The following is a 24,755-nucleotide window of genomic DNA, read 5'->3' as shown; positions in this document are numbered from 1 at the left end:
GTGAGCTCCGGCTGGATCCGGACTAGGCCCGGGTGGAGTCTGATGCGGGGATGGCCTTCCCCTTAGCCGGCGCCGATTCCTCCCTGCCGCGGACCTCCCGCAGCAGCGTGGCGGCACCAATGCTTCGCCGGAAACCGCTATCGCCGCGGAAGGTCTCTCCGAGTGCCCAGAGGATCAGGCAGCCTTTGCTCAGGCTCTTCAGCAATCCGGCGTTGCGGGGCGTCAGCGCCATCATGGATGCCACGCCCAACACACCCCAGCCGATGAGCGGCCCGTTGGGCAGCTTGAAAATGGTCTGCCGGCCGAAATCATCCGTGAAGAAATTGCGAGATGCCATGGTGTCTAGGCGCCTTTCCGTGTCTTAGCGGTGCTTTTGGAGGTTGCAGCCCTGGACTTCGCCGGGGTCTTCTTGCCGCCGTCGTCGTCCTTGGCGTCCTTGGCGTCCTTGGCGTTGCTGGTGCCGGATCCGCCCTTGGCCCCGCGGTTCTTCTCCACGCTGCGGCGCAGGGCCTCCATGAGGTCCAGGACCTTGCCGCCCTCGTCCTCCTCGGATTCTCCGCCGAAAGTGGCCTCCGTGTCGAGCGAATCACCTTGTTCCAGCTTCGCGTCGATGAGGGTTTTGAGTTGTTCCTGGTACTCGTCCGTGAATTCGGAAGAGTCGAAGTCCCCGCTGAAGGAATCCACCAGCGCCGACGACATTTCCAGTTCCTTGGCCGAAATGCGGACCTTTTCATCCAAGGAGGGGAAACTGGCGTCGCGGACCTCGTCTTCCCACAGCAGGGTCTGCAGGGTCAGGACGTTGCCGCGCACCCGCAGGGCGCCGAGCCTGCTCTTCTGCCGGAGGGAGAACGTCACGATGGCCGTACGGTCCGTGTCCTCCAGAGTGCGGCGCAGGAGGACATAGGATTTCGTCGACGTGGAGTCCGGTTCGAGATAGTACGTGCGGTCAAACAGGATGGGGTCAACCTGATCGCTGGGCACGAATTCCACGACGTCGATTTCCCGGCTTTTCTCCACAGGCAGGGAGGCCAGATCCTCGTCGGTGAGGATCACCGTCTGCTCGCCGTCGTCGTACGCCTTGGCAATATCCTTGTATTCCACCACCTCGCCGCAGATCTCGCAGCGCCGCTGGTAGCGGATGCGTCCGCCGTCCGTGCCGTGCACCTGATGGAGGCTGACGTCGTGGTCCTCGGTGGCCGAATAGACCTTGACCGGGACGTTGACCAGTCCAAACGCAATGGCGCCTTTCCAAATCGCTCTCATGAAGACCAGTGAACACTACCTCCCGGTTCCGTTGCCAGAGGCGGTGCCACGTGCCTCCTGAAGGTTCTCCCACAGCAGCCGATACACCCTCGGATCGGTGAAGTACGCGGTGTGGGACTCCGGAAACGGTTTGCCGGACTCCACCTCACTGTCTGTCACGTTCACCTCCCGGCCGGCAAAAACCCTTTCGGCACAGAAGGAAAGCAGGTCACGCTCGTCCCAGAAGTTCAGCCAGGGGACAGCCGGACCCGGGCCGCTGCGGGTCGGTCCCAGGTAGGCAAGAGCGTCGAGGAGGTAGAACCACGGAGCGGGGGAGCCGACGGTCACCAGCAGGTCCACCCGCAGCTCCCGGACTTCGGGGGAACTGAGCAGGTCCACGGCCGCCACCGATCCCAGGCTGTGGCCGAACAGCACCACCGGGGCGTCCTGGTCAAGGCTGCGGAGCGTCTCGGCGATGCCGGCGCGGGCTGCAGGACCATGCCGCAGATAGAAGGCAATCTTGCTGAAGAAGCTCCCGGCTGCGTCGGTCAGGCGGATCCGGTGCCGGATTCCCGCGTTCGTGACCGCCCCCAGGACCAGATCCTGCAGTGTCTCCCCGAGGAAGGCCGTGTCGGGCCTTCCGGGCGGCGCATCGGCGGACGCGGCCCGCTGCAGCGGATCCGCCGCCCCCAGATCCATACCGAAAAGGGCCAGTGCCATGGATGCGTCGGAGACCCCCGGCGGATCGTCGGCGAGATACCGCGGGGGAAGCGCCGGGACGAAACTTACCTCGTCCGGCGCGGCTGCTGCCCAGTCAACGGCCAGCACGCCGTAATCCGACAGCCCCGGAACCAGCGCTGCCTGCTCCCGGATCTGGTCCGTGAATCCGGGGTTGGGCCGTCCGGTACCCGGCAGGAAGACCAGGGTTCCGGGTTTCTCGGGCGGGCCGACGGGTATGGGCTCCACGCTGCCTCCTTTGCTGCGGCTACACCCTCCCGGATCCGGGAAACCGGGAATCCAGGGGCTGACAGAGACACTTTCACACGGTCGATTCCCGGCCGCCAGCGGATCAGACGGGGCTGAAGACGCGGGTCTGCATAATGACGTCACCCGGTCCCTGCAGATCAACCACCAGGCCTTCTCCGCTCTTCAGCGAGTTGAGGATGCCCGCAGACTTACGGGTCCGCATCTGGACACTCGACTCCCAGCCGACAAGATGGCCGGTGTCCAGCGTGAACCCCTCGCCCGCCTTCAGGGAAACGACGTCCAGGGCGCCGTAGGAGGACACTAGGAGGTTGCCCTGGCCGCTGACCCTCAGCACAATCAGACCCGACCCGGAGAACATGCCGTTCAGGGACGCATCCGGGCCTACCTCGAGGTTGCCGTCATTGGCCAGCCAGGCGCCCTTCGTCAAGCGGAACCCCGTGGTGTCGTCCACCTCCACGGACACCACGTCACCGACGGTGTTGGAGATGACATCGACCCACCCGCCCTGGGCAGGGGCAGTGAAAACAGTGGTGAGGAAGCTTTCCCCGCCCATCATTTTGCCCAGGCCTTTCATGAACCCGCCATCGGCTTTCGCAGCAAGGGTCACCCCGAACGAGTGGGCCATCATTGCTCCCGGCTGCACTTTCATGGCTTCGTGCGGAGCAAGGAAGCAGCGGGCTACCGCGTAGGCGGGGCTATGGCGGATTTCAACTTTCACAATTACCTCATAAGCATCGGGAGTAGGGCCTGAACCTCGGATTGTCCCGAATCCTACGGGAAGTGCCCCGGAAAACCGGGGCGCACGCGCTCGGAGTGTTCCCCAGCAGGAGCTGCGGGGAGATATTCCACGCAGGGAATATGAGTGGATTGTCCCGGAATCCCGCAGGCCCCTTCCACCGGGCGGCGGCAGGGAGCGGAGACAGAGGCGCGCGGCGGATAATGGATGCAGTCAAGGAAAGGCTGTGCCGTGGAATCGAATATCCCCAAAACCGCCCCGGCACGCGTTGAACTGTCCGTGGGACAGGTTGCCGAGCGCAGCGGGGTCAGTGTCTCTGCGCTGCACTTTTACGAACGGCAGGGGCTGCTCTCCAGCCGCCGTACCCAGGGCAACCAGCGGCGCTATGACCGTTCGGTACTGCGGCGGGTGGCCGTGATCCGTGCCGCCCAGCAGGCAGGCATTCCCCTCGCCGTCATCAACCGTGCCTTCGCGGAGCTGCCTCCGGACGGGGTGCCGGACCAGGCCGACTGGCAACGCCTTTCGGCCGCGTGGCAGCAGGAACTCAACACCCGTATCCGGCACCTGCAGGCACTGCGTGACCGGCTGGACGGGTGTATCGGCTGCGGCTGTCTCTCCTTGGCCCAGTGCCGGTTTGTCAATCCGGGGGATTCCGGCACCGGAACCGGCGCCCGGGCGTTCGACCTCTGACTCAAGCGATTTGACCTCAACTAAGGTTGAGGTTTTAGCGTTGAGGAATGCCCTCGATGGGTTGGTCTGGGGAAGGACTCAAAATGACGCGGAATACGGCTCTGTGCGAGCGGAAGATAACGGATGACTTCAAGGACGCCTTTCGGGCGCATCCGGCGGGAGTGGCCATCATTACGACCGACGACGGCAGCGGCCCGGTGGGGCTGACCGCCTCCTCGGTGTCCTCCGTGTCAGCCGAACCGCCGATCCTGTCCTTCTCCCTGGCCTCAACCCACGGCACGGCCGGGGTGATTGCCCGCGCCGAGACCGTCGTCGTCCATCTGCTCGGTGCAGACAATGCCGGCCTGGCAGCGCTTTTCGCACGCCAGGGCGCAGACAGGTTCGGCTCCACGCCAAGCCGCACCCTGCCCGGCGGCGAACCGCTCCTGGAGGAAGCCCCCGTGGCGCTGCGGTGCCGGATCGACGGCAGGATCCCCGTCGGGGGTTCCATCCTGATCGCTGCCACCGTCCTGGAGGTCCTGCCGGGCGGCACGGATCAGGAACCGCTCGTCTACCACAACCGGACCTATCACCGGCTGGGCGGACACTCCGTACTGGGCCAGGCCGGCCAGGTTGCATCCGGCGGCCCTGCAGCGCATAGGGAATAATCGGGTATAACACCTGCCGGCGGCTGCCGGCAGGGAATCCTCCGGAAGGCACAGCCATGGCCAAAAAGAAGTTCAAGGACCTCAGCAGCGGACAGAAGAAGGGCGTCGGTGTCCTGGCCGGGCTTCAGTTCCTGCTTGCGGGAGCCGCGCTGCGCGATCTGCGGCGGCGTCCGAAGGACCTCATCCGGGGCAGCCGCGGCTGGTGGATGGCTGCGTGCGGTATTAACTTCGCCGGCCCCCTCGCCTACTTCTTGTTCGGCCGGCGCTCCGCCTAGGCATGTCCCGGTCCCGAACCGCCTCCGGCAGCACTGGAACCAAAGCACCCGTCCTGGATCCCGTCCGCCTGCAGGAGCTGGCGGCCGGCGTCGATGTTCCCGTGGGCAGCCACCAGGAAGCCGTGGCCTACACCGGGGAATCCTTCGCCGGCAAAGAGCTGCGCGGAGCAGTGTTCTCCGAATGCAGCCTCACCGGAGTCTCCCTCGATAACGCCGATCTCACGGCCGCCCGGTTCCTGGAATCCATTCTGGAAAACCTGTACGCGCCGGTGCTCCGGGCTGCCCGGACCACCTTCCGGGACGTGGAGATCGACAACCCGCGGCTGGGGTCGGCGGAGCTCTACGGCGGAACCTGGAACTCCGTCCGGGTGGAGGGCGGAAAGATCGATTTCCTGAACCTGCGCGGCTGTTCGCTGACCAACGTCCTGTTCTCCAACTGCATCATCGGTGAACTGGACCTGGACGGCGCGCGGCTGAACCGGGTGGCGTTCCGCGACTGTCGGATCGACTCGCTGCTGCTGGGCAGCGGCGGCATGGCCGTGGACGCGGACCTGCGCGGATCGGCGTTCCGGAGCATCACGGGCCTGGCCGGGCTCAAGGGATTCACGGTGGACGAAGAGCAGCTGGTGCTGCTGGCTCCGCTGCTCGCGGCCCAGCTGGGCCTGCGGGTGGAAGCCTAGGGCTGGCCCGCGTACTGGTCCCAGGGGATGTTCCAGTCCCCGTAGCCGTCATCGATGGACACCGGACCGGCTTCGGTGTTCAGTACCTGCACCAAGTCCCCGGCGTCGAACGTGTCATAGAAGTACTTGGCACCCTCTTCCGACATCCCCACACAGCCGTGGGACACATTGATCCTTCCCAGGGCACCCACGGCGCCGTTGAGGGCCTGGTGGACAAAGACGCCGCTGTTGGTCAGGCGGCTGGCCCAGGATGCGTCGAACGGCTCGTAGTAGTCGGGGTCTCCGGGTGACAGGCCGATGCTCTCGGCGCGGAAGGGCAGCTTCTCATGCTGGCTCACCACCACTTGATAGCCCGAGGGTGAGGGCCAGGTAGGTTCGCCCAGGGTCACCGGGAAGGTCCGGACCAGTGCTCCGTCGAGGAACACCTGCATGGTCTTGGTGTTGTTATCCACCACGGCCAGGCGGGTGTTGTGCGTGGTGAAGGTGCGGGTTTCGTTGAAGTTGCCGATCATGCCGTTGCCGAAATCCACACCGAACAGCTGCATGTCCACGGTGATGGCACTGTTCGGAGCCCAGAAGGCCTCCGGCCGGTAGCGGACGCGGTTGTCCGTAATCCAGTAAAAGGCGCCGGTCTGGCCCGACGTGCTGGTGATCTTGATGGCCTGCTCCACCGCGTCCTTGTTGGTGACGGGTTCGCTGAAGGTGATCTCGATGGGCTGGCCGACACCGACGTCCGCCGCGTTCTGCGGATACATGAAGGCATTGGCTTCATTGGCGGGAAGCACGGTTTCGAAGCCCTGGCTGCGGGTGGTCTCCTTGCCGTTGGAGTCCTTGAGCACCACTTCCATGCCGTACTTGGTGTTGAACGCCAGCGGTGCGTCGGCGGTCCAGGCGGCGCCGTCGGCGGACAGCACGCCGGGAACGGGCTCGCCGCCGGACGCCGGCTTCAGGGTCACTTTTGTGATTTCAGCATTGACGGCGGTGACCGAGGGCGTCTCGGCCGGGTTGACGCCTACAGCCCCGTCCGCCGGCGTAGTGGTGATGGATACCGGGTCGGCCTGCTTGGACGGCGCAGCCGACGACGATGCACCGGCGTCAGAGGACGCACCGGCGCCGGGGGATGACTCCCCGGAGTTGTCCGGGGAGCAGGCGGTTCCGCCCACGACCAGGACAGCGGCTACCGCCACGGCCATCGGCCACTTTCGGCTCTTTTTGTCCTGCACAGCCAGGTCCCCTCAAAGTATCCGCCGGCACCGTCAAACAGACGGAACCGACACTATTACAGCTGAGCCGGCTGGTCCGGCGCCTATTATCCTACCGATGATATTAGCTTGTCCGGATATCCGGAGCACCGTTATGGAATCGTCGCCTACCCGGCAGCCTGCGGACTGGCGGGAGGGGTCAGCCGGGCGGCCTGCCGGGTGATGTTCTTCGCCATGGAGGGAAAAATCAGGCCGTGGAAGGGGGCGATGAGCCACCAGTACAGCTTCCCGCCCAGACCCTTCGGGAAGTAAATGGCCCGCTGCCGGTACATGCTGCCGCCGTTGCCGTCCGGATCCACGCGCATCTCCAGCCAGGCCTTGCCCGGTACCCGCATCTCCGCGCGCAGCCGCAGCAGGGTGCCGCGCTCGAGCCGTTCCACCCGCCACCAGTCCACCACGTCCCCGGTATACAGCGTGGTGGGATTGCGCCGGCCGCGGGTCAGGCCGGCACCGCCCACGGTCTTGTCCAGGACTCCGCGGATGGCCCACGCCATCGGCAGCGAATACCAGCCGTTGCGGCCGCCCACTCCCTCGATAACCTGCCAGACCGCTGCCGGATCAACGTCCGCCCGGCGCTGACGCGAGTCCACATAGACCGTCTGCCCCGCCCAGTCCGGGTCGCTGGGCAGCGGATCGGAGGCCAGATCGGCAGAGGCCGTGGCATTGGCCCACGTGGTTTCCACCTCGCCGCGTTTTTCCCTGCCCAGTGCCCGCTTCACGGCGTCGTGGTAGTCGGTCAGCCCGCCGTCGGGCAGCGGCAGATACCGGTCAATGTCGTGTTCCTTGGCGACGGCGTCGTGCTGCAGGGACTCGACGAGCGGCAGCGCCATGGAACGCGGAATCGGCGTCACCAGGGCCACCCAGTGTCCGGCCAGCCGGGGGGCCGGCAGCGGCAGTGCGTAGATCCGCCGGCGGGGCAGCCCGGCCTCCTCCGCGTATCCGTTCATGATCTCCGCATAAGTCAGGACATCACGCGAGCCAATGTCGAAGGTCCGGTTCACCTCGGCGGGGATGTCCACGGCCCGCACCAGGTAATGCAGCACATCCCGGACGGCAATCGGCTCGATCTGGCGCCGCACCCAGCTGGGCGCCGGCATGACGGGCAGCGTTTCCGTGAGGTGCCGGATCATCTCGAAGGACGCGGACCCGGAGCCGATCACGACGCCGGCCTGGAACACCACCGCCGGAACCTCGCCGTCGAGCAGGATGCGTCCCACCTCGGTCCGGGATTTCATGTGCGGCGACAGTTCGCCTTCGGGATGCAGGCCGCCGAGGTAGACAATCCGTTTGACCCCTGCTTCCGCTGCCGTCTCGGCCACCAGCCGGGCAATCGCCGACTCCTGGTCGCTGAACCCCTTGCCGGAAGCCATGGAATGCACCAGGAAATACAGGGTATCGATGCCGGTGAACGCTTCCCTGGTGGAGTCCCGGTCCGAAAGGTCGCCCTGGACGATTTCGACGTCGGACGCCCACGGCACGTCGGAGAGCTTTTCGGGGGAGCGGGCCAGGACCCGGACCTGATGGCCGTCTTCGAGCAGCAGCGGAACCAGCCGCCCACCGATGTAGCCCGTGGCGCCGGTGACCAGGACATGCTGGCGATCTGTCATTTCCCCAACATACACACGCGCTGCCCCCGGTGGTCAGGGCGGCGGAACGCTCTGGGCGAAATGGGTGTCCAACCTGAGTTCTGCCCGCCGGAACCGCGCATTCCCGAACTATTGATAAGCCCCCTGATGAAATACTGGTATTTGTTCGTTATCCCGGTAAGACTAGGGGCATGGCGACAGGCGGAGGGAAGACGCAGGAAACCGTCAGCGTGGAAGGACACCGGCTCCGCCTCACCAATCTGGACAAGGTGCTGTATCCGGAAACGGGGACCACGAAGGCGGACGTGATTTCCTACTACGCTGCGGTGGCCGAGGTTATGCTGCCGCACTCGCGCAACCGGGCGGCCACCCGTAAACGCTGGGTGCACGGCGTCGGCACGCCGGACCATCCCGGGCAGGTGTTCTTCCAGAAGAACATTGAGGACTCCGCACCGTCCTGGGTGAAGCGGTTCCCGATCGAGCACAAGAGCGGTACCAACATCTATCCCCTGGTCAATGACCTGGCCACATTGACCTGGCTGGCCCAGTCCGCCGCCCTGGAAATCCATGTTCCGCAGTGGCAGTTCGGGCCGCGCGGCCGGATCGGCAACGCGGACCGGATGGTGCTGGACCTGGACCCCGGGGACGGCGCGGGACTGGCCGAATGCGCCGAAGTGGCCCGCCTGGCGCGGACCATCCTGGTCGACATGGGCCTGGATGCCCGGCCCGTGACCAGCGGATCCAAGGGCATCCACCTCTACGCTGCGCTGGACGGCAGCCAAAGCTCCGATGACATCAATGCCGTCGCCCATGAACTGGCCCGCGCCTTGGAGGCAGACCATCCGGACCTGGTGGTCAGCGATATGAAAAAGACGCTCCGCAAGGGCAAGGTGCTGGTGGACTGGAGCCAGAACAACGGCAACAAAACCACCATCTGCCCCTACTCCCTGCGCGGCCGGTTCAGTCCGACGGTTGCCGCACCGCGGACCTGGGAGGAACTGGATGATCCGGACCTGGCGCAGCTGGACTATGAACAGGTTTTGGAGAGGGTCCGCGACGGCGCCGCCCCGCTCGCGGGAATGGAGAGCGGCATCTTCGAGGAGGAGTCGCTGGAGGAGGCCACGGCGGACTCCGGGGAGGCGCCCGGGGAGGTCCGGTCCGCGGGCGGCGGCACGGACCGGCTGACCAAGTACCGGAGCATGCGCGACGCCGCGAAGACACCGGAGCCGGTCCCGGATGAGCCGTCCACCCCCTCGGAGGGCAACACCTTCGTGATCCAGGAGCACCATGCCCGCCGGCTGCACTGGGATTTCCGGCTGGAGCATGACGGCGTGCTGGTGTCCTGGGCACTGCCCAAGGGACCGCCGTCGACGTCCGGAAAGAACAACCTGGCCGTGCAGACCGAGGACCATCCCCTGGATTACGGGACATTTGAAGGACATATTCCCAAAGGGGAATATGGAGGCGGGGACGTCACCATCTGGGATCACGGCACCTACGAGCGCGAAAAGTGGCGGGATGGCAAGGAAGTCATCGCCGTACTGCATGGCCAGCCCGACGGCGGCCTGGCCCGGGAGGGAGCGGCGGACCGCCGCTACGCGCTGATCCACACCGGCTCCGGCGAGGGCAAGGCCAACAACAACTGGCTGATCCACCTGATGAAAAACCAGCCCCGGCCGGGCGAAAAAGGTGAGGTGCCGGCGGAGGACGCGCCCGGCGGCGCCCCTGCCGGAGCGCCGGAATCACCCGCGGGCAGTGTTGCGGCAGCCGTCCGGGCCCAGACGGCTACGGCTGCGGCCCCGGCGGAAACCGTGACCGTCGATATCAAGAAGGTGTCCCGTGACGCCGCAGACGCCTCCATGCCCCGCGTCGAACCGATGATGGCAACAGCCGGCAGCCGCGCCGAAATCAACGACGACGACGAGTGGGCCTTCGAAATGAAATGGGACGGTGTACGCGCCGTCGTCACCGTGACACCGGAGGGAGCCCGGCTTCTCTCCCGCAACGGCAACGACATGACCGCCGCGTATCCGGAACTGCAGGATCTCCGTGCCCACCTGAATGGCGAGCGGGCCGTACTGGATGCTGAAATTGTTGCGCTGAACAAGGCCGGCCGGCCGGACTTCGGGCTGCTGCAGCCGCGCATGCACCTGACCAAGCTGCGGGAAATCGCGGCCGCCGCCGCACGGACGCCGGTGCACCTGATGGTTTTCGACCTGCTCTGGCTGGACGGAAACTCGCTGGCGGACCTCACCTACGAACAGCGCCGGGAAATTCTCGAGCAGGCCGTCGAGCCCGTTCCCGACGGGCACCTCCAGGTTCCGCCCGCCCTGGACATGTCCATGGACCAGGCGGTGGCAGCCAGCAAGGAACTCGGCCTGGAAGGGGTGGTGGCCAAGCGCCGCAGCAGCACCTATGCTCCCGGCCGGCGTTCCAAGAACTGGGTGAAGCTGAAGAACCAGCTCACGCAGGAGGTAGTGGTGGTGGGCTGGCGGCCGGGGCAGGGCAACCGGCAGAACAAGGTCGGGTCCCTCCTGGTTGCCATTCCGGACGGGGTGGACCTGAAATACATCGGACGGGTGGGGTCCGGCCTGAGCGAGAAGGACCTCGCAACCATCGGTCCGCGCTTGAAGAAGATGTCCCGCAAGACGGCACCGCTGGACGACGTGCCCTCGGCAGATGCCTCCGATGCCCAGTGGGTACGGCCCGCGCTGGTGGGCGAAGTGACCTTCTCCGAGCGCACCGGCACCGGAAAACTCCGCCATCCCGTCTGGCGCGGCCTGCGCCCGGATAAGAAACCGTCCGACGTCGTGGTGGAGACCGCCTAGGCGAACCACGCCGACACCGACCGGAAAGGACCCTCAGATGACCGAGACCAGTGCCGCCCCGCCGGCCCGCATTCCCGGCACCGAACCGCATCCAGACAGCGCCCTGGACGGCGTGGACGCCTGGTGGCGGGCCGCGAACTACCTCTCTGCCGGGCAGATTTACCTGCGGGACAACCCGCTGCTGCGCCGGCCGCTGGAAAAATCCGACGTCAAGGCGCGGCTGCTGGGCCATTGGGGGACCACACCCGGGCTGAACTTCATCTACGCCCACCTGAACCGGCTGATCTGCGAGCAGAAACGCAACGTCCTGTTCATTACCGGACCCGGGCACGGCGGCCCTGCCAATGTTGCGAATGCCTGGCTGGAGGGCACCTACTCCGAGATTTACAGCCATGTGGGCCGCGACGAAGAGGGCCTGCGCACCCTGTTCAGGCAGTTCTCCTACCCGGGCGGCATCCCCAGCCACGCGGCTCCCGAGACCCCCGGCTCCATCCACGAGGGCGGTGAACTGGGCTATTCCCTGGCCCACGCCTACGGGGCGGTCTTCGACAACCCGGACCTGGTGGCTGCCACGGTGATCGGCGACGGCGAGGCCGAAACCGGCCCGCTGGCCGCCAGCTGGCACTCCAACAGCTTCCTTGACCCGGCCGTGGACGGAGCGGTGCTGCCCATCCTGCACCTGAACGGCTACAAGATCGCCAACCCCACCATCCTGTCCCGGATGCCCGAGGAACAGCTGCTGAAACTGCTCGAAGGCTACGGCTACCGCCCCTACGTGGTGACAGTGGAGGACCCGGCCGCCGTCCGGCAGGCGCATGAGGACTTCGCGGCTGTGCTGGAGACCTGTCTGGCGGAAATCACCGCGATCCAGGAGCCGTACCGCACCGGCGAAAAGACCGCGATGGCCCCGGACGTCCCCGGCGCCGACGCGGTGGAGCAGCATGCGCCGCGCTGGCCGATGATCGTGTTCCGCTCCCCCAAGGGTTGGACCGGTCCCGCCGTCGTCGACGGGCTGCAGGTCGAAGGCACCTGGCGGGCGCACCAGGTGCCGCTGTCCGAGATCCATGACAACCCGGAGCATCTGGCCCAGCTGCAGGAATGGCTGCAGTCCTACCGCCCCGAGGACCTGTTTGGCGCGGACGGCCGGCTGGTGGAGGAGGTTGCCCGGCTGGCCCCGGAAGGGGACCTGCGGATGAGCGCGACGCCGTACGCCAACGGCGGGCGCCTGCTCCAGGACCTGCACCTGCCGGACTACGCGGACCATGCGGTGAAGATCGACCATCCGGGCTCCGAACGGGTCAGCCCGATGTTTAACCTGGGCGGCTACCTGCGCGAGGTGATCCGGAAGAACCCGTCCAACTTCCGGATCTTCGGCCCGGATGAGACAGCGTCCAACCGGCTGCAGGCCGTCTATGACGTCACCGACAAGGCCTGGCAGCAGCGGATCGACGAACTCGACGAACACCTGGCGCGCAGCGGACGCGTGGCCGAGGTGCTCAGCGAGCACCTTTGCGAGGGGTGGCTGGAAGGCTACCTGCTGACCGGCCGGCACGGGGTGTTCAACTGCTACGAAGCCTTTGTGCACATTGTGGATTCCATGTTCAACCAGCACGCCAAGTGGCTGAAGGTCAGCCGGGGCCTTAGCTGGCGGCAGCCGGTCGCGTCGCTGAACTACCTGCTCTCCAGCCACGTCTGGCAGCAGGACCACAACGGGTTCTCGCACCAGGATCCGGGTTTTATCGACCACGTGGTGAACAAAAAGGCAGAGGTCATCCGGGTCTACCTGCCGCCGGACGCCAACACCCTGCTGGCGGTGGCCGGGCACATCCTGGACAGCCGGGACCGGGTCAACGTGGTGGTCTCCGGCAAGCAGCCGGCCCCGGTCTGGCTGGACCCGGAACAGGCTCTACTGCACGTTGAGCGCGGCGTCGGCATCTGGGACTTCGCCGGCAGCGAAGGTGCCGGCCCGGGCGCCCGGACCGAACCTGACGTTGTGATGGCCTGCGCCGGTGACGTCCCCACCCTGGAAACGGTCGCTGCCGCCGCGCTGCTGAAGGAACAGCTGCCCGAGTTGAAGATCCGGGTGGTCAACGTGGTGGACCTGATGGCGCTGCAGGATCCGAAGGAGCATCCGAACGGGCTGCCGGACCGGGATTTCGATACCCTGTTCACCACCGGTAAGCCGGTGATTTTCGCCTATCACGGCTATCCGTGGCTGATTCACCGCCTGACCTACCGGCGCACCAACCACGACAACCTGCACGTGCGCGGCTACAAGGAGGAAGGCACCACCACCACGCCGTTCGACATGGCCATGCTGAACCAGATTGACCGGTTCCAATTGGCCATCGACGTGCTGGACCGGGTAGCGTCGCTGAGATCGACGCAGGCGTCCTTCCGGCAGTATCTGCAGGACGAACGGGCACGTGCCCGGCAGTACACCCGCGACGAGGGGCAGGATCCGCCGTACATCACCGGCTGGAACCTGCAGGAAGCAGAGCAGGACACGCCCGGCTAGTTTCATCGGTCCGGGCGGATACGCACAGGCTTCGGCGCCGGCTCACCGGCCGGCCGCCGTGGAAAAAGTACGATCCATCCATCGAAGGAGAGTTCATTGACCACTGATCAGACGAGTGTTGTAGTTTCCCGGGTCATCGATGCCTCGGCAGCAGACATTTTCAACCTGCTGTCCAACCCCGAGCGCCACCACGAGCTGGACGGTTCCGGCATGGTGGTCTCGGATGAGAAGACCGACCGCATTACGGCTTCCGGCCAGGTCTTCAAGATGAACATGCACAACGAAAAAATGGGCGACTACCAGACGGAAAACCACGTCACCGGGTACGACGCCAACAAGCTGCTGGCCTGGCAGACGGCTCCGGCCGGCACCGAACCCAAGGGCTGGCAGTGGGTCTGGGAACTGCAGGCCGAGGGTGCCGACTCCACCGAGGTCACCCTGACCTACGACTGGTCCCACGTCACCGACAAGGAAACCCTGAAGCAGGTCTCCTTCCCGATGGTGTCCAAGGACGACCTTGAGGAATCGCTGAATAAGCTCGCCGCAGCGGTTTCCGGCGCGTAAGAGGTACATAGACGTACGACGGCGGCCGGTGCCTTCCTTCGGGAGGGCGCCGGCCGCCGTCGTACGTTTGGCCTGGTATTAGACCGCGGACCAGCCGCCGTCGGAGGGCAGGATGGCGCCGTTGATGTTCACGCCGTCATCGCTGAGCAGGAAGGTGATGGACGCCGCCAGGTCCTCGGCCGAGGCCAGGCCCGGGATGTTGACGCGTGCCGGGGCCAGGCGCGCCTCGCCGTACTCGCTGGTCTTGCCGCCCATCGGAATGCCGGTGGCGACGCCGCCGGGAGCCACGGCGTTGACGCGTATGCCTTCACGGGCATACATAAACGCGGTGCTGCGGGTAATGCCCACCACGGCGTGCTTGGAGGCGGTGTAGGCCACGCCGGAGGCGGAGCCGCGCAGGCCGGCCTCGGAGGTGATGTTCACGATCGAGCCCTTGCCGGCCTCGAGCATGGTGGGCAGCACGGCGCGGGTCAGGCGGACCAGACCGTCCACGTTGACGGCGAAGATCTTTTGCCACATGGCGTCGGAGACCTCGTGCAGCGGCGAGAAGTCATCATTGATGCCCGCCACGTTGGCCAGGCCGTCGATGCTGGATCCGGCGGCGGCGATGATGCGCTCGACGGCGGAAAGGTCGGTGAGGTCTGCCGCCACCGGGACGATGGACTCACCGAGCTCGCCGGCGAGCTCCTGGATTTTCGTTTCGGCGATGTCGACGGCGATCACGCGGCCGCCTTCGCGGGAGATCCGGGCGGCGGTGGCCCGTCCAATGCCGGATCCGGCACCGGTGACGATGATGGTGCGGCCTTCGAAGCGGCCGGCCACAGTCGGCAGCACGGTGGCTTCGGTCTCCGGCATCACGCCGCCGTTCGCAGCCTTGACGAGTTCATCGACGGCGGCCTGCGGGAACTGTCCCTGGCTCAGGTCCACCAGCTGCTGCAGCTTCAGGGTCAGTGCCGGGCCCAGTGTGGACTCGTCGCTGCCGGCCTGCGCAAGCATGCCGCGGAGGGCGGGGCCGCCGGTGGGGTGGTCGAGCCACTGCTGGACGGTGTTCTGGGCGGTGATGGGCGAATTGGCCATGGACCGGTCCTTTCCAATCGAGGGCGGCCGTGTTTTCCGCGGCCGCGGGTGACAGGGCAGCCTCACTGCTGTGTCCGTATGATACTTACACGTGTAAGTTGCCTGTACCGTCAGAGTACCGGAGAAATCCGAAAGGCATAAGACCGAAAGGAAGGCCGTGGAACGCAGGGCCACCTCCAGCGACGTTGCCAAGGCTGCGGGAGTTTCCCGGGCCACGGTCAGCTACGTGCTGAACGGCCGGACCGGGCAGAGCATCTCCGCTGCCACCCGGGACCGGGTGCTTGCGGCCGCGCGGGTCCTCGGCTACACGCCCTCCACTGCTGCCCGCACACTGCGCCGCGGACGCAGCGACCTGGTGCTGATGCTGCTGCCGCCCGAGCCCCTGGGCCGGGCGCTGGCCATGATCATCGACGCGGCCTCCGAACAGGTGGAACACCACGGACTGCGTCTGGTGGCACATCGGCTGCCGTCCCGGGGCGGAGCCGTATCCCTTGTGCAGTCATTGGCGCCGGCCGCGTTGATTCTTATCGCCCCGCTGGAGGAAACGGAGCTGGCAGCGGTTCAGGCGGCCGGCATCACGGTTGTTTCCCTGCCACAGGCAGCAGGGGATCCGTTGGCTCCGGACCTGGGTATCGGTGCGCTGCAGGTAAAGCACCTGGTGGAGTCCGGGCATAGCAGGATAGGCGTGGCCGTGCCGCCGGAGTCCGGGTACGCCTGGCGTGTCCGGGTCCGGGTGGCCGCCATCGCGGACGCCTGTGCCCGGTACGGGTTGCCTGCTCCCGCCGTGGAGCGCCTGGGGCTGGACGCCGACGAGGCGGCATCCGCCGTCGGCCGCTGGCTGGACACGGAGGACCCGGTCAGCGCGGTCTGCGCGTTCGATGACGACCATGCCTTCGCAGTGCTGTCCGGACTGGCGGTCCGCGGGCTGCAGGCCCCCCGGGATTTGGCTGTGATCGGTGCCGAAGACATTCCGCTGGCCGGGCTGGCCGTGCCGCCGCTGACCACGGTGAGCGTGGATGCGCGCCGGCTGGGGGAGCACTTTGGGCAGGCCGCACTGGCTTCCGCCTCCGGAGCAGCCGCGGACGGTGCAGCGCCGGCGGTGGCCCGCCCGCCTGCGGTCAGCCTGGTCCTGCGGGCCTCGGCCTGACCCGGCAGCGGAATTCCACCTCGGCGCTAGCCGTGCGGCCACGCCGCCACGGCCTCCTCCACCGCCCGCCGGGTGGCAGGCGTTACCGGCTCCACCAGGCGAATCACCGGTTCTGCCGTGCGTTTGCCCCGCGGCGGACGCCAGGTACCCACCACGACGCCGTCCACCAGGATTGCCGGACGGAAAATACCGTTGTTCCCCGGCACCACCGACTGCAGCGCGGCGATCCCGGCCACCAGTGAACGGTCCGCGTATCCCAGGATCCATTCATCGAAGCCGGGCACCAGGATGACACCGGAAGGTTCCGGAGCTGCTGCGTCCCCGATTAGCCAGGCGGGCCTGCCCTGCACCGACACCTCCAGAAGATCCCCGGCCTCCGCGGCCGCACGCCGCACCACGGTTTTGGGCAGCTTGGTCCACCACGCCAGGTCCGCGTCCGTGACCGGGCCGCGCGCCTGCACGAATCCGCGGACGATAGGGCTGAGGTCATCGCCGGCCCCTCCGGTGTCGGCCGTGCCACGGTCTTCCGTGAGGGTGGCGAGCTGTTCCGTGCCCGCCGGAGCAAACCTGCCCCAGTGGAAAAGGCCCTCGACCGCCAGGTGCATCAGCAGGTGGTAGCCGCGGCCGTCAGCCGTCTCAATCCTCGCCCGGGACCACAGCTCCAGAATCTCTGCCCGCCGCAGCGGCCGTTCGCCCAATGCCTCCCGCAGGGACGCTCGGCTGCGGCGCAGCACAGCGTCATCCAGGCCGAGTTCCGTCCTTCTCCGCGCCGCCGCGGCGCGGGTCGTTCCGCCGTGAAGCGCAACAGGGCCGCCAGATGCGCCGGGGTGGTCGCGAACAGTGTCCCGCGCATGGGCCACCCCCGCACCAGCTCACCGCTGTCGAAGGCATCCCGGACGTCCTGCACGGTGGTGCCGGGGCGTGAGCGCACGGCAACGGCGCGCAGCACGGCAGGCAGGTCCTGTCCCTGCAGTGCCACCGCGCGGCGCACGACGTCGGCCGGGGCCAGATCGGAACCCTGCAGCAGGTGGCTACGCAGGCGGAGACGCCTCGCCTGCGTATCCGTAAGTTCAAGGGCCACGGAGCCCAGCCTTGCGGACGCTGCCGCTTGGGGCAAGGACCGGCGCCAATCCCTTGGTGCCCGGTGGTGCCTGCGGTAGCCTGACCGCGTGGAATCCGGAAGAACCACCGCCGCGGCCCGCCGGGCACGGCGGGAGGACCTGGTGCCGCTGCGGCGGGTGCGTGACCGGATCGACCGGGACTACGCCCAGCCGTTGAACGTCGAGTCTCTAGCCGGTGCGGCGGGCATGTCCGCCGGCCACCTCAGCCGTTCCTTCCGCAGTGCCTACGGTGAAAGCCCCTACTCGTATCTCATGACCCGCCGCATTGAACGGGCCATGGCCCTGCTGCGGACCGGCCGGCTCTCCGTGACGGACGTCTGTTTCGCCGTCGGGTGCTCCTCGCTGGGCACGTTCAGCATGCGGTTTTCCGAACTGGCGGGTATGCCGCCCAGCACCTACCGGGAACTGGCCTCCGCCGCCGGGTCCACCGGCCTCCCGTGTCTGGAAAAGCAGGTGGGCAAACCGGTTCGGAATCAAGAAGCGCCGGCACTCCGCGCACTCCTACCCTAAAAGCGTCATACCCGCTACGAGAGGCACGACAATGGACATCACCGTCAGCACCACGTTCCTGCCGCACACCGGAGCGGAGGCGGCCCTGGGCTTCTACCGCGACATGCTCGGTTTCGAGGTGCGCAACGACGTCGGCAACGGCGACGAGATGCGCTGGATCACGGTGGGCGCACCGGGCCAGGAAACCTCCATAGTCCTTTACCCGCCCTCGGCTTCCCCCGGCATCACGGAGGACGAACGCCAAACCATCTACGACATGATGGCCAAAGGCACCTACGGCCTGATCACCTTCGCCAGCCCGGACCTGGACACCGACTTCGGCCAGCTGGCCGCCCGCGGTGCGGAAGTGGTTCAGGAACCTGTGGACCAGCCCTACGGGATCCGCGACTGTGCCTTCCGGGACCCGGCCGGAAACCTGATCCGCATCAACGCCCTGGGGTAACGGGTATCTACTCCGCTTCCCGTGCCCGGTACAGCTGCATCAGCCGGTAGCGGCGGCCCAGGGACTCCCGGCGGGGTTTGGCCGGGGCATCCTCGGGTTCCGCCGTGAGGTCAATGTGCTTCTTGCCGAACCGCCACAGCAGCAGGTCATCGAGCAGCCGGTCCGGACCCGGGGAATACCGGTGGTCCAGGGCTGCCCGGACCTTGGTGATCGCATCGGCCTGCAGCAGGCCGGCCAGGTCCATGGTGGTCTTCATGCCGTGCGCGGCGAGCAGCTCGGCCGCCCAGCCCCAGTCATCTCCTGATTTGCGGTTCACGTGCGGCAGCAGGGTCATCCAGACGTGCCGGATCCGGTTCGGAGTCAGCGGAGCGCTGCCCTGGCCGTCCTCATCCCAGAAGCCGGTCACCGTCTCGTACCGTTCATGCAGCTCGGCAAAAGCCGTTTCCACGGTTTCCAGCATGGCCGCCGTGGCGGTGAACTGCCGGTCGAAGTAGGGGTTCCAGGCCCGCGGATCGCCGGCCTTGAAACGGATGTCGTGCTCAATTTCGGACCAGGCGTGGGCAAGCACGGTGCGGATCTGCACTTCAAACAGGTAGCTGCCGTTGGGGCGCTGGTCCGGCTCGAGCAACGCGTGGAATCTGCGGACGGTGTCATTCTGGATGGTCCGCAGGATCAGGTGCCGGCTGGAGTAGCCGTAGGTACCGGATTCGATGGAGCCAATGTCCTTCTCGCGGTCCCCGCGGCAGTCGAACTCCGCCCGCTGGCGCTTGATGAGGTTGGCCGCCTGATCCACTTCGTGCGGCAGGGTCATGATGATGCGCAGCCCCACCAGATCGGTCAGGTTGCGCAGCGGGTCCGGGAACAGCAGGGACGGCAGTTCCCCGGGATGTTCCGGCGGCAGCATCCGGGAGGCCTTGTCCCGGAAGGACTCCACCGTTTTGGTGCGCGAGGTGACAAACAGCGGTTTCACCGGGCTGTCGTCAAAGACCGCACGCAGGTTTGTTTCCATCTCCGCCGTGACCGCCTCCAGCGCCGGCCGGACTCTGGCGTACTCGTCCGTGCTGGCCTGGACCACGGGCCTCAGCCGCTCATCCAGTGTGTCCCACGCGCTCAAAACTATCCCTTTCCCCGCCGGCAGCTCAGGGCACGGCGTCGGTGCAACGTGCCGATAAGCTCCCTATCAGATTAAGCCCCGCGAGCCGAAGGATTGTCATGCCAGCTGCGCCCCTGCGCTTTTCTTACGGGCCGGGCCCGGATCAGTACGCCGAACTCACCCTCCCCGCGGATTCTTCCGGACCCCGTGCCGCGGTGGTCATCATCCACGGCGGATACTGGCGCCCGGCCTACACGGCGGACCTGGGCCGGCCGCTGGCCGTTGATCTTGCCGCGCGGGGTTTTGCCGCCTGGAACCTGGAGTACCGGCGGGCCGGCAGCGGCGGCGGCTGGCCCGGGACGTTCGAGGACGTCAGTGCCGGGATTGACGCGTTTGCGCAGGCGGCGCGGGAGCACGACGTCGACCCCTCCCGGGTGGTCTTCCTGGGCCACTCTGCCGGTGGTCACCTGGCTGTGCTCGCGGCGGCGCGGACCAACGCACGCGTAGTTCCTGCCGGCGTCGTGAGTGAGTCCGGAGTGCTGAACCTGGCCGAGGCCTACGAACTGGGGCTGAGTAACGGGGCGGTGGAGAACTTTCTCGGTTGTTCCCCGGAGCAGGATCCCCAGCGTTACCGGGACGCCGATCCCATGCATGCCCTCCCGCTGCCGGTTCCGGTGTGGGCGCTGCACGGGGAGGACGACACGACGGTGCCGCTGAGCTCCTCCAGCAGCTGGGTGGAGGCCGCCCGGGCCAGCGGAACACAGGCACGGCTGCGCCTGATCCCCGGCGACCACTTCGCCATGATCACGCCCGGCACCCGGGCCTGGGACCGCGTTGTCGAGGTGGTCTGCGAGGCCGCCGGAATACCCGCAGTTTAAGGAAACCGGGAGACTGCTCTGTTAGGTTGGCAGTGTGCTTACAGTTATTGGCGAAGCCCTTGTTGATGAAGTGGTCAGCGACACGGCCCCGCGGCGTTCACATCCCGGCGGCAGCCCGCTGAACGTTGCCGTGGGCGTGGCCCGGCTGGGGCGGCCGGTGCAGTTTGTGGGCCGCTTCGGTTCAGACACCTACGGCGCGATGATCGCCGAGCACCTCCGAACCAACTCCGTGCTGACCGCCTTTGAAGCCGATGAGCTGCCCACCAGCGTGGCCACGGCCGTCCTGGATCCTGCCGGCGGTGCGAGATACACCTTTGACCTGGAGTGGCAGCTCCCGAAACTTGCCGCGGACCTTCCGGCCCTGCTGGACGGCAGCACCATGCTCCATACCGGCTCCATTGCCGCCATGCTTCCGCCCGGCGCCGGCCATGTGCTCCGCGCCGTGGAACAGGCACGTCCCGGCTGCACCATTACCTATGACCCGAACTGCCGGCCCACTATCATCACGGATGTCGCCTATGCCCGGGAGCAGGCCGAAAAATTCGTGGCCCTGGCCGACGTCGTCAAAGCCTCCGATGAAGACCTGCTGTGGCTCTACCCGGATGACCCGGTTGAGGACTCAGCCCGGCGCTGGCTCGCCGCGGGACCCTCGCTGGTGGTTGTCACCCGCGGTTCCAAGGGCCCGTGGGCCGTGGCCGCAGCAGGTGAATGTGAAGTGGCCGCTCCCACCGTCAGCGTGGTGGACACCGTGGGCGCAGGGGACTCCTTTATGTCCGCCCTGCTGGTGGGACTGATGGACCGGGAACTCGACGGCGGTGCCCGCCGGAGCGAGCTGGCCCGGATCGGCGTGGCGGAGCTTGAGGCCATCCTCTCCTTCGCTGCCCGTGCTGCCGCCGTCACCGTGTCCCGCGCAGGCGCAAATCCGCCCTACCGGCGCGAAGTCCCCTAGTCCTGCCGCTGTCCCCGGCGGTCCAATGCCAACTATCCGTTCCCGAAAGGAAATGCAGTGGAGAGCTACGACCCGTATCAGGCGCTGCCGCAGGTGCCCGATTTTGCCGTCAGCAGCGAGGAGTTCGTGGACGGAGGCACATTCGCTCCGGCCCAGTACAGCGCCAAGATGGGCGTGCCGGGCGGAGGCGACGCCTCGCCCCAGCTTTCCTGGTCCGGATTCCCGGAGCAGACCCGCAGCTTCGCCGTAACCATGTACGATCCGGATGCCCCCACTGCGAGCGGCTTCTGGCACTGGGCGGCCTTCAACATTCCGGCCTCGGTCACCGGCCTCGCCGCGGATGCCGCCAACACCGGGCGGATGCCCGAAGGCACGCTGCAGCTGGCCAATGATGCCGGGTTTACCGGGTTTATCGGTGCGGCGCCGCCCGCGGGGCACGGGCGGCACCGCTACTTCGTGGTGGTGCACGCGGTGGACACCGAGGAACTGGACGTCCCGGCCGATGCCACTCCGGCAGCCCTGGGCTTCGCGCTGTTCACCCACACCCTGGCCCGCGCCGTGATGATCGGCACTGCCGAGATTGAGTAGGTTTCCGGCGCGGGAGCAGCCGGACCGGGACCCGGTCCGGCTGCCGCTGCCGCCGGAAGTAAGCTGGAAAGCATGCAGGAGCAGCGTAGCCCGGTAAGGCTGGTAGCAAGTGACATGGACGGCACCATAGTTGGTGCCGGCAACAGCATCAGTGACCGCACGGTGCGGGCATTCCAGGCCTGCCGGGCGGCAGGAATCGACGTCGTCTTCGTGACCGGGCGCCCGCCCCGCTGGCTGGACCCGCTGCGCGAACGGATAGGCCATGAGGGCACCGTGATCTGCTCCAACGGGGCCATCACCTATGACCTTGCCGCAGACGAGGTCCTGGCCAGCAACCTGCTGCCGCTGGACCAGATGTTTGCTGCCGCCGAAGTGATCCGCGGACTCTTTCCGGCGGTGACCTTCGCCGCTGAAACCGTGGACGGTATCCATCTGGAAGCCGGCTTTGCCGACACCGGGTCCGCGGAGATCCTCGGCGGGATCATCCCGCAACCCCTGCAGGAATCCCTCGCCGGACAGCCCGGAGTGGCTAAGTTCCTGGCCCGTGCCTCCGGTATTTCGCCGGACGATTTCCTCCGCCGGGTGGCACCGGAAGTCGCGGAACTGGTCGCCACCACCCATTCGGCCCCGAGCATGCCGTTGCTGGAAATGTCGCTGCCCGGGCTGAACAAGGCGGTCACGCTCGCTGACTATGCCGCGCGGAAGGGCATTGCCGCCGCAGAAACGGTGGCTTTCGGGGACATGCCCAATGACGTCCAGATGCTGGGCTGGGCCGGCCAGGGCTACGCGATGGCCTCCGGGCATCCGGCGGCGCGGGCGGCGGCGGAGTTCACGGCACCCGGTTTCAATGACGACGGCGTGGCGGTGATCCTGGAGCGGCTTCTTGGCGGCCGGGCAGCCGTCGCAGAAGCTGGTGCGCGGTAATCACCACTGCCAGCCAGGCCGCCCCCAGGGTCCACGCAACCAGCACATCGGTGAGCCAGTGGTGGCCCAGGTAGACCCGGCTTAGGCCCACGGCCAGGGTGAAGGCGGCAGCCACCAGCACCGCAGCGCCCTTCGCGCGGCGGGTCTGCACGTGCAGGATGACCAGGTAGGCGATGATCCCGGCGATCACGAGCGAATTGAGGGTGTGTCCGCTCGGAAATGACGCGGAGGACTCATACGGCGGGACGGCATCGGCCAGGTCCGGGCGGGTCCGTCCAATCAGGGCCTTTCCGGAAACGGTCATCAGCAGTGACCCCGCGGCTGCGGCGGCCGTGAGGATCAGCGGTGTCCAGGAACGCCAGCGCAGACACATCACCAGGACAATCACCCCCGCGATGACCGGCATGCCGATGGTGCCGGCCAGGTTGGTAAATCCTGTCACGGCCGCATCTGCGCCCGGAGTGCGAAGGGTCAGGGCATAGTCCAATGCCGGCCGGTCCAGTCCGGCAACGCCGTCCGCGTCGGTGACGGACTCGTAGACCTCTGCGGACACCAGTGTCAGGGCCAGGGCCGGAAGAAGGCCGACGGCCAGGATCAGCAGCAGGGCCGCACGGGGAGAGGCTGCTTGGCTGACGGCGTGCAGCAGCCGCATGAGCCGGTTTTCCACTGGGGCGGGGTGCTGCGGGCGATCGGGCGTCATGGGTCCAGTATGCCAAGGCGTGCGCCCAGCCAATCCAGGTTGTTTTCCAGCCCGGCCCGCCAGACCAGCCAGGAGTGCCCGCCGGGGAGTTCCTGGAGCTGCACGTCGACGCCGGCGGCCCGGGCTGCCTCATATACCTGCCGCCCTTCCGGACCGTACACCGTGTCCTCACGGCCGACGACGATTTTTCCGGCCAGGCCGGGAAAGGGCATCCGGCCGAACCGGTCCACGGCATTCTGTTCCGCGAAGGCTTTTCCGTCCCCGCCGAAATACGTGTCCAGCAGGGCCTGGTGCCCCTCGGAATCGGTAGGTTCATTTTCCCCGGAAATGTCTACAAAGGTGGGGTAGGCGTCGGGGAAATTGGCGGCCAGCTGCACTGCGCAGGTACCGCCGTAGGAATAGCCTGCCACCGCCCACTGCTGCGGTCCGGCCGTTCCGACACCCAGCTGCTGCTGTATCCAGGCGGGAAGGTCCCGGGCCAGATAGGTGGCGGAGGCGCTGACGGAAGTGTCCATACACAACGGCCAGTTCGGATTGGAGTCATTGCTGGCGTCCGGCATCACCACCACCGGTGCCAGGCCGGCGTGGCGTGAGGCAAAGTCGTCCATCATTTCGGCTATCCGCCCACTGATCAGCCAGTCATTGGGTGACCCCGGCTGCCCGTGGATCAGCACCAGCACCGGCAGGTTTACCGCTCCGGGGTCAGCCAGATAGGCCGGCGGAAGATAGATCAGGGCGGTGGCGGACTTGTACTTGGAGGCGGCCGCCGGAATTTCCGCACGGTACACCCTTCCCTCCCCCGGCATATCCGAGGGCGGAACCCAGGTTCTTTCCGAGGCCGCGGGCAGTGTGGCATCCACGGCGGCGGGCCGGGGCAGCGGATCATCGGTGGCGGACGGCGGATTCACGAGGGACCGGACCGTGGGGTACTGGGCATAGGCGAGGTTCACGGTGCAGGCTACGGCCAGCAGCACGATCAATGCTGCCGCAATGCCGGCCACCCGGCCGGCCAGGGGAGTCCGCCGCCTTACCGCCAGTGCGAAAGCCAGCTGGATACCCAGGATCCCCAACGCCCAGTAAAGGTAAAGGAGCCGGGGAAAAGAAGAATTCCACCAGAGGAATATAACCTCGGCCAGTAGAAACAGCAGCCCCGTGCTGCCGGCGGCGACCAGGACGAAGATCAGGACCCGGCGCACGCCCAGCTTCCTCCCCGCGATCCCGAGCAGGATCAGGGCAGCCGCACCCAGCGTCAGGATGGCAACGGGCAGGAGCCCGTCAATCAGCGACAGGGACATCAGGTCCGTCATGTCC

General features: G+C 66.8%; 25 protein-coding genes and 1 pseudogene. 14 read left to right on the top strand and 12 right to left on the bottom strand.

What is annotated here, in order from left to right; genetic code table 11:
• Positions 1 to 22: 22 nt before the first annotated feature.
• From GD627_RS00875 to GD627_RS00860, 4 genes are all read right to left on the bottom strand, one after another.
• Positions 23 to 337 carry a hypothetical protein gene (locus tag GD627_RS00875; RefSeq protein WP_152270983.1) on the bottom strand — a complete coding sequence of 105 codons (315 nt, stop codon included), beginning with the start codon at positions 335 to 337 and terminating at the stop codon, positions 23 to 25.
• A 5-nt stretch (positions 338 to 342) separates the two neighbouring features.
• Positions 343 to 1,263 carry a non-homologous end joining protein Ku gene (ku, locus tag GD627_RS00870; protein WP_152270982.1) on the bottom strand — a complete coding sequence of 307 codons (921 nt, stop codon included), beginning with the start codon at positions 1,261 to 1,263 and terminating at the stop codon, positions 343 to 345.
• Positions 1,264 to 1,278: 15 nt separating this feature from the next.
• The gene (locus GD627_RS00865) at positions 1,279 to 2,208 is read right to left on the bottom strand and encodes an alpha/beta hydrolase family protein (RefSeq protein ID WP_152270981.1); all 930 of its coding nucleotides are present in this window, start codon (positions 2,206 to 2,208) and stop codon (positions 1,279 to 1,281) included.
• Positions 2,209 to 2,311: 103 nt separating this feature from the next.
• Positions 2,312 to 2,947, bottom strand: a complete 636-nt coding sequence (locus GD627_RS00860) for a TIGR00266 family protein (RefSeq protein ID WP_186764141.1) — start codon at positions 2,945 to 2,947, stop codon at positions 2,312 to 2,314.
• Between the two features lie 249 nt (positions 2,948 to 3,196).
• On the opposite strand from GD627_RS00860, the gene soxR reads away from it, so the two are divergent.
• From soxR to GD627_RS00840, 4 genes are all read left to right on the top strand, one after another.
• Positions 3,197 to 3,655, top strand: coding sequence for a redox-sensitive transcriptional activator SoxR (gene soxR, locus GD627_RS00855; protein WP_246165223.1), 459 nt, complete (start codon positions 3,197 to 3,199; stop codon positions 3,653 to 3,655).
• A gap of 83 nt (positions 3,656 to 3,738) precedes the next feature.
• On the top strand, positions 3,739 to 4,302 hold the full coding sequence (locus GD627_RS00850; protein WP_152270978.1) for a flavin reductase family protein: 564 nt from the start codon (positions 3,739 to 3,741) through the stop codon (positions 4,300 to 4,302).
• 56 nt (positions 4,303 to 4,358) lie between these two features.
• Entirely contained in the window at positions 4,359 to 4,577 is a 219-nt protein-coding gene (locus tag GD627_RS00845; RefSeq protein WP_146359673.1) for a hypothetical protein, read from the top strand.
• 2 nt (positions 4,578 to 4,579) lie between these two features.
• Positions 4,580 to 5,257: a pentapeptide repeat-containing protein gene (locus tag GD627_RS00840; protein WP_152270977.1), complete on the top strand. Its 678-nt coding sequence runs from the start codon at positions 4,580 to 4,582 to the stop codon at positions 5,255 to 5,257.
• Here the strand turns inward: GD627_RS00840 and GD627_RS00835 are convergent.
• Together GD627_RS00835 and GD627_RS00830 are read right to left on the bottom strand one after the other, a co-directional pair.
• Positions 5,254 to 6,450 carry a L,D-transpeptidase gene (locus tag GD627_RS00835; RefSeq protein ID WP_194265918.1) on the bottom strand — a complete coding sequence of 399 codons (1,197 nt, stop codon included), beginning with the start codon at positions 6,448 to 6,450 and terminating at the stop codon, positions 5,254 to 5,256. The genes GD627_RS00840 and GD627_RS00835 overlap by 4 nt on opposite strands.
• A gap of 176 nt (positions 6,451 to 6,626) precedes the next feature.
• Complete coding sequence (locus GD627_RS00830) at positions 6,627 to 8,126, bottom strand: SDR family oxidoreductase (RefSeq protein ID WP_152270975.1); 1,500 nt, start codon at positions 8,124 to 8,126, stop codon at positions 6,627 to 6,629.
• Between the two features lie 170 nt (positions 8,127 to 8,296).
• Between GD627_RS00830 and GD627_RS00825 the strand changes: the two genes are divergently transcribed.
• The 3 genes from GD627_RS00825 to GD627_RS00815 all read left to right on the top strand — a co-directional run bounded on the left by GD627_RS00825 (position 8,297) and on the right by GD627_RS00815 (position 14,015).
• Entirely contained in the window at positions 8,297 to 10,933 is a 2,637-nt protein-coding gene (locus GD627_RS00825) for an ATP-dependent DNA ligase (RefSeq protein WP_152270974.1), read from the top strand.
• A 37-nt stretch (positions 10,934 to 10,970) separates the two neighbouring features.
• The gene (locus tag GD627_RS00820) at positions 10,971 to 13,451 is read left to right on the top strand and encodes a phosphoketolase family protein (protein ID WP_152270973.1); all 2,481 of its coding nucleotides are present in this window, start codon (positions 10,971 to 10,973) and stop codon (positions 13,449 to 13,451) included.
• Positions 13,452 to 13,547: 96 nt separating this feature from the next.
• Positions 13,548 to 14,015: an SRPBCC family protein gene (locus GD627_RS00815; RefSeq protein ID WP_152270972.1), complete on the top strand. Its 468-nt coding sequence runs from the start codon at positions 13,548 to 13,550 to the stop codon at positions 14,013 to 14,015.
• A gap of 78 nt (positions 14,016 to 14,093) precedes the next feature.
• Here the strand turns inward: GD627_RS00815 and GD627_RS00810 are convergent, their stop codons facing one another.
• The gene (locus GD627_RS00810) at positions 14,094 to 15,092 is read right to left on the bottom strand and encodes an SDR family NAD(P)-dependent oxidoreductase (protein ID WP_152270971.1); all 999 of its coding nucleotides are present in this window, start codon (positions 15,090 to 15,092) and stop codon (positions 14,094 to 14,096) included.
• Positions 15,093 to 15,249: 157 nt separating this feature from the next.
• Here GD627_RS00810 and GD627_RS00805 point away from each other — a divergent pair, with 157 nt between their 5' ends.
• Entirely contained in the window at positions 15,250 to 16,239 is a 990-nt protein-coding gene (locus GD627_RS00805) for a LacI family DNA-binding transcriptional regulator (protein WP_152270970.1), read from the top strand.
• Positions 16,240 to 16,265: 26 nt separating this feature from the next.
• Here the strand turns inward: GD627_RS00805 and GD627_RS00800 are convergent, their stop codons facing one another.
• Positions 16,266 to 16,973, bottom strand: coding sequence for a DNA glycosylase AlkZ-like family protein (locus GD627_RS00800; protein WP_152270969.1), 708 nt, complete (start codon positions 16,971 to 16,973; stop codon positions 16,266 to 16,268).
• Positions 16,974 to 17,047: 74 nt separating this feature from the next.
• A pseudogene (locus GD627_RS16920) lies at positions 17,048 to 17,218 on the bottom strand (DNA glycosylase AlkZ-like family protein); the annotation flags it as partial.
• A 190-nt stretch (positions 17,219 to 17,408) separates the two neighbouring features.
• On the opposite strand from GD627_RS16920, the gene GD627_RS00790 reads away from it, so the two are divergent.
• Both GD627_RS00790 and GD627_RS00785 read left to right on the top strand, forming a co-directional pair.
• Positions 17,409 to 17,870, top strand: coding sequence for a helix-turn-helix transcriptional regulator (locus GD627_RS00790; protein ID WP_194265915.1), 462 nt, complete (start codon positions 17,409 to 17,411; stop codon positions 17,868 to 17,870).
• A 31-nt stretch (positions 17,871 to 17,901) separates the two neighbouring features.
• Positions 17,902 to 18,312 carry a VOC family protein gene (locus GD627_RS00785; protein WP_152270967.1) on the top strand — a complete coding sequence of 137 codons (411 nt, stop codon included), beginning with the start codon at positions 17,902 to 17,904 and terminating at the stop codon, positions 18,310 to 18,312.
• 7 nt (positions 18,313 to 18,319) lie between these two features.
• On the opposite strand, the gene GD627_RS00780 is transcribed toward GD627_RS00785, so the two are convergent.
• Positions 18,320 to 19,426, bottom strand: coding sequence for a GTP pyrophosphokinase (locus GD627_RS00780; protein WP_152270966.1), 1,107 nt, complete (start codon positions 19,424 to 19,426; stop codon positions 18,320 to 18,322).
• Between the two features lie 98 nt (positions 19,427 to 19,524).
• Here GD627_RS00780 and GD627_RS00775 point away from each other — a divergent pair, with 98 nt between their 5' ends.
• The 4 genes from GD627_RS00775 to GD627_RS00760 all read left to right on the top strand — a co-directional run bounded on the left by GD627_RS00775 (position 19,525) and on the right by GD627_RS00760 (position 22,744).
• A complete protein-coding gene (locus GD627_RS00775; protein ID WP_152270965.1) occupies positions 19,525 to 20,283 on the top strand; it encodes an alpha/beta hydrolase family protein in 759 nt (252 codons plus the stop codon).
• Positions 20,284 to 20,317: 34 nt separating this feature from the next.
• Positions 20,318 to 21,232: a carbohydrate kinase family protein gene (locus tag GD627_RS00770; RefSeq protein ID WP_152270964.1), complete on the top strand. Its 915-nt coding sequence runs from the start codon at positions 20,318 to 20,320 to the stop codon at positions 21,230 to 21,232.
• A 57-nt stretch (positions 21,233 to 21,289) separates the two neighbouring features.
• Positions 21,290 to 21,820 carry a YbhB/YbcL family Raf kinase inhibitor-like protein gene (locus GD627_RS00765; protein ID WP_152270963.1) on the top strand — a complete coding sequence of 177 codons (531 nt, stop codon included), beginning with the start codon at positions 21,290 to 21,292 and terminating at the stop codon, positions 21,818 to 21,820.
• Positions 21,821 to 21,892: 72 nt separating this feature from the next.
• On the top strand, positions 21,893 to 22,744 hold the full coding sequence (locus GD627_RS00760) for an HAD family hydrolase (protein ID WP_152270962.1): 852 nt from the start codon (positions 21,893 to 21,895) through the stop codon (positions 22,742 to 22,744).
• Here the strand turns inward: GD627_RS00760 and GD627_RS00755 are convergent.
• Positions 22,665 to 23,444: a phosphatase PAP2 family protein gene (locus GD627_RS00755; protein ID WP_152270961.1), complete on the bottom strand. Its 780-nt coding sequence runs from the start codon at positions 23,442 to 23,444 to the stop codon at positions 22,665 to 22,667. The genes GD627_RS00760 and GD627_RS00755 overlap by 80 nt on opposite strands.
• Positions 23,441 to 24,751, bottom strand: coding sequence for an alpha/beta hydrolase-fold protein (locus tag GD627_RS00750; RefSeq protein WP_152270960.1), 1,311 nt, complete (start codon positions 24,749 to 24,751; stop codon positions 23,441 to 23,443). The genes GD627_RS00755 and GD627_RS00750 overlap by 4 nt, the downstream gene beginning before the upstream one ends.
• Positions 24,752 to 24,755: the final 4 nt, after the last annotated feature.

The organism is Arthrobacter yangruifuii, assembly GCF_009192775.1.
GTDB lineage: Bacteria > Actinomycetota > Actinomycetes > Actinomycetales > Micrococcaceae > Arthrobacter_B > Arthrobacter_B yangruifuii.
Note: the sequence above shows the minus strand (reverse complement) of the source record. Positions and strands in the feature narration are given on the sequence as shown.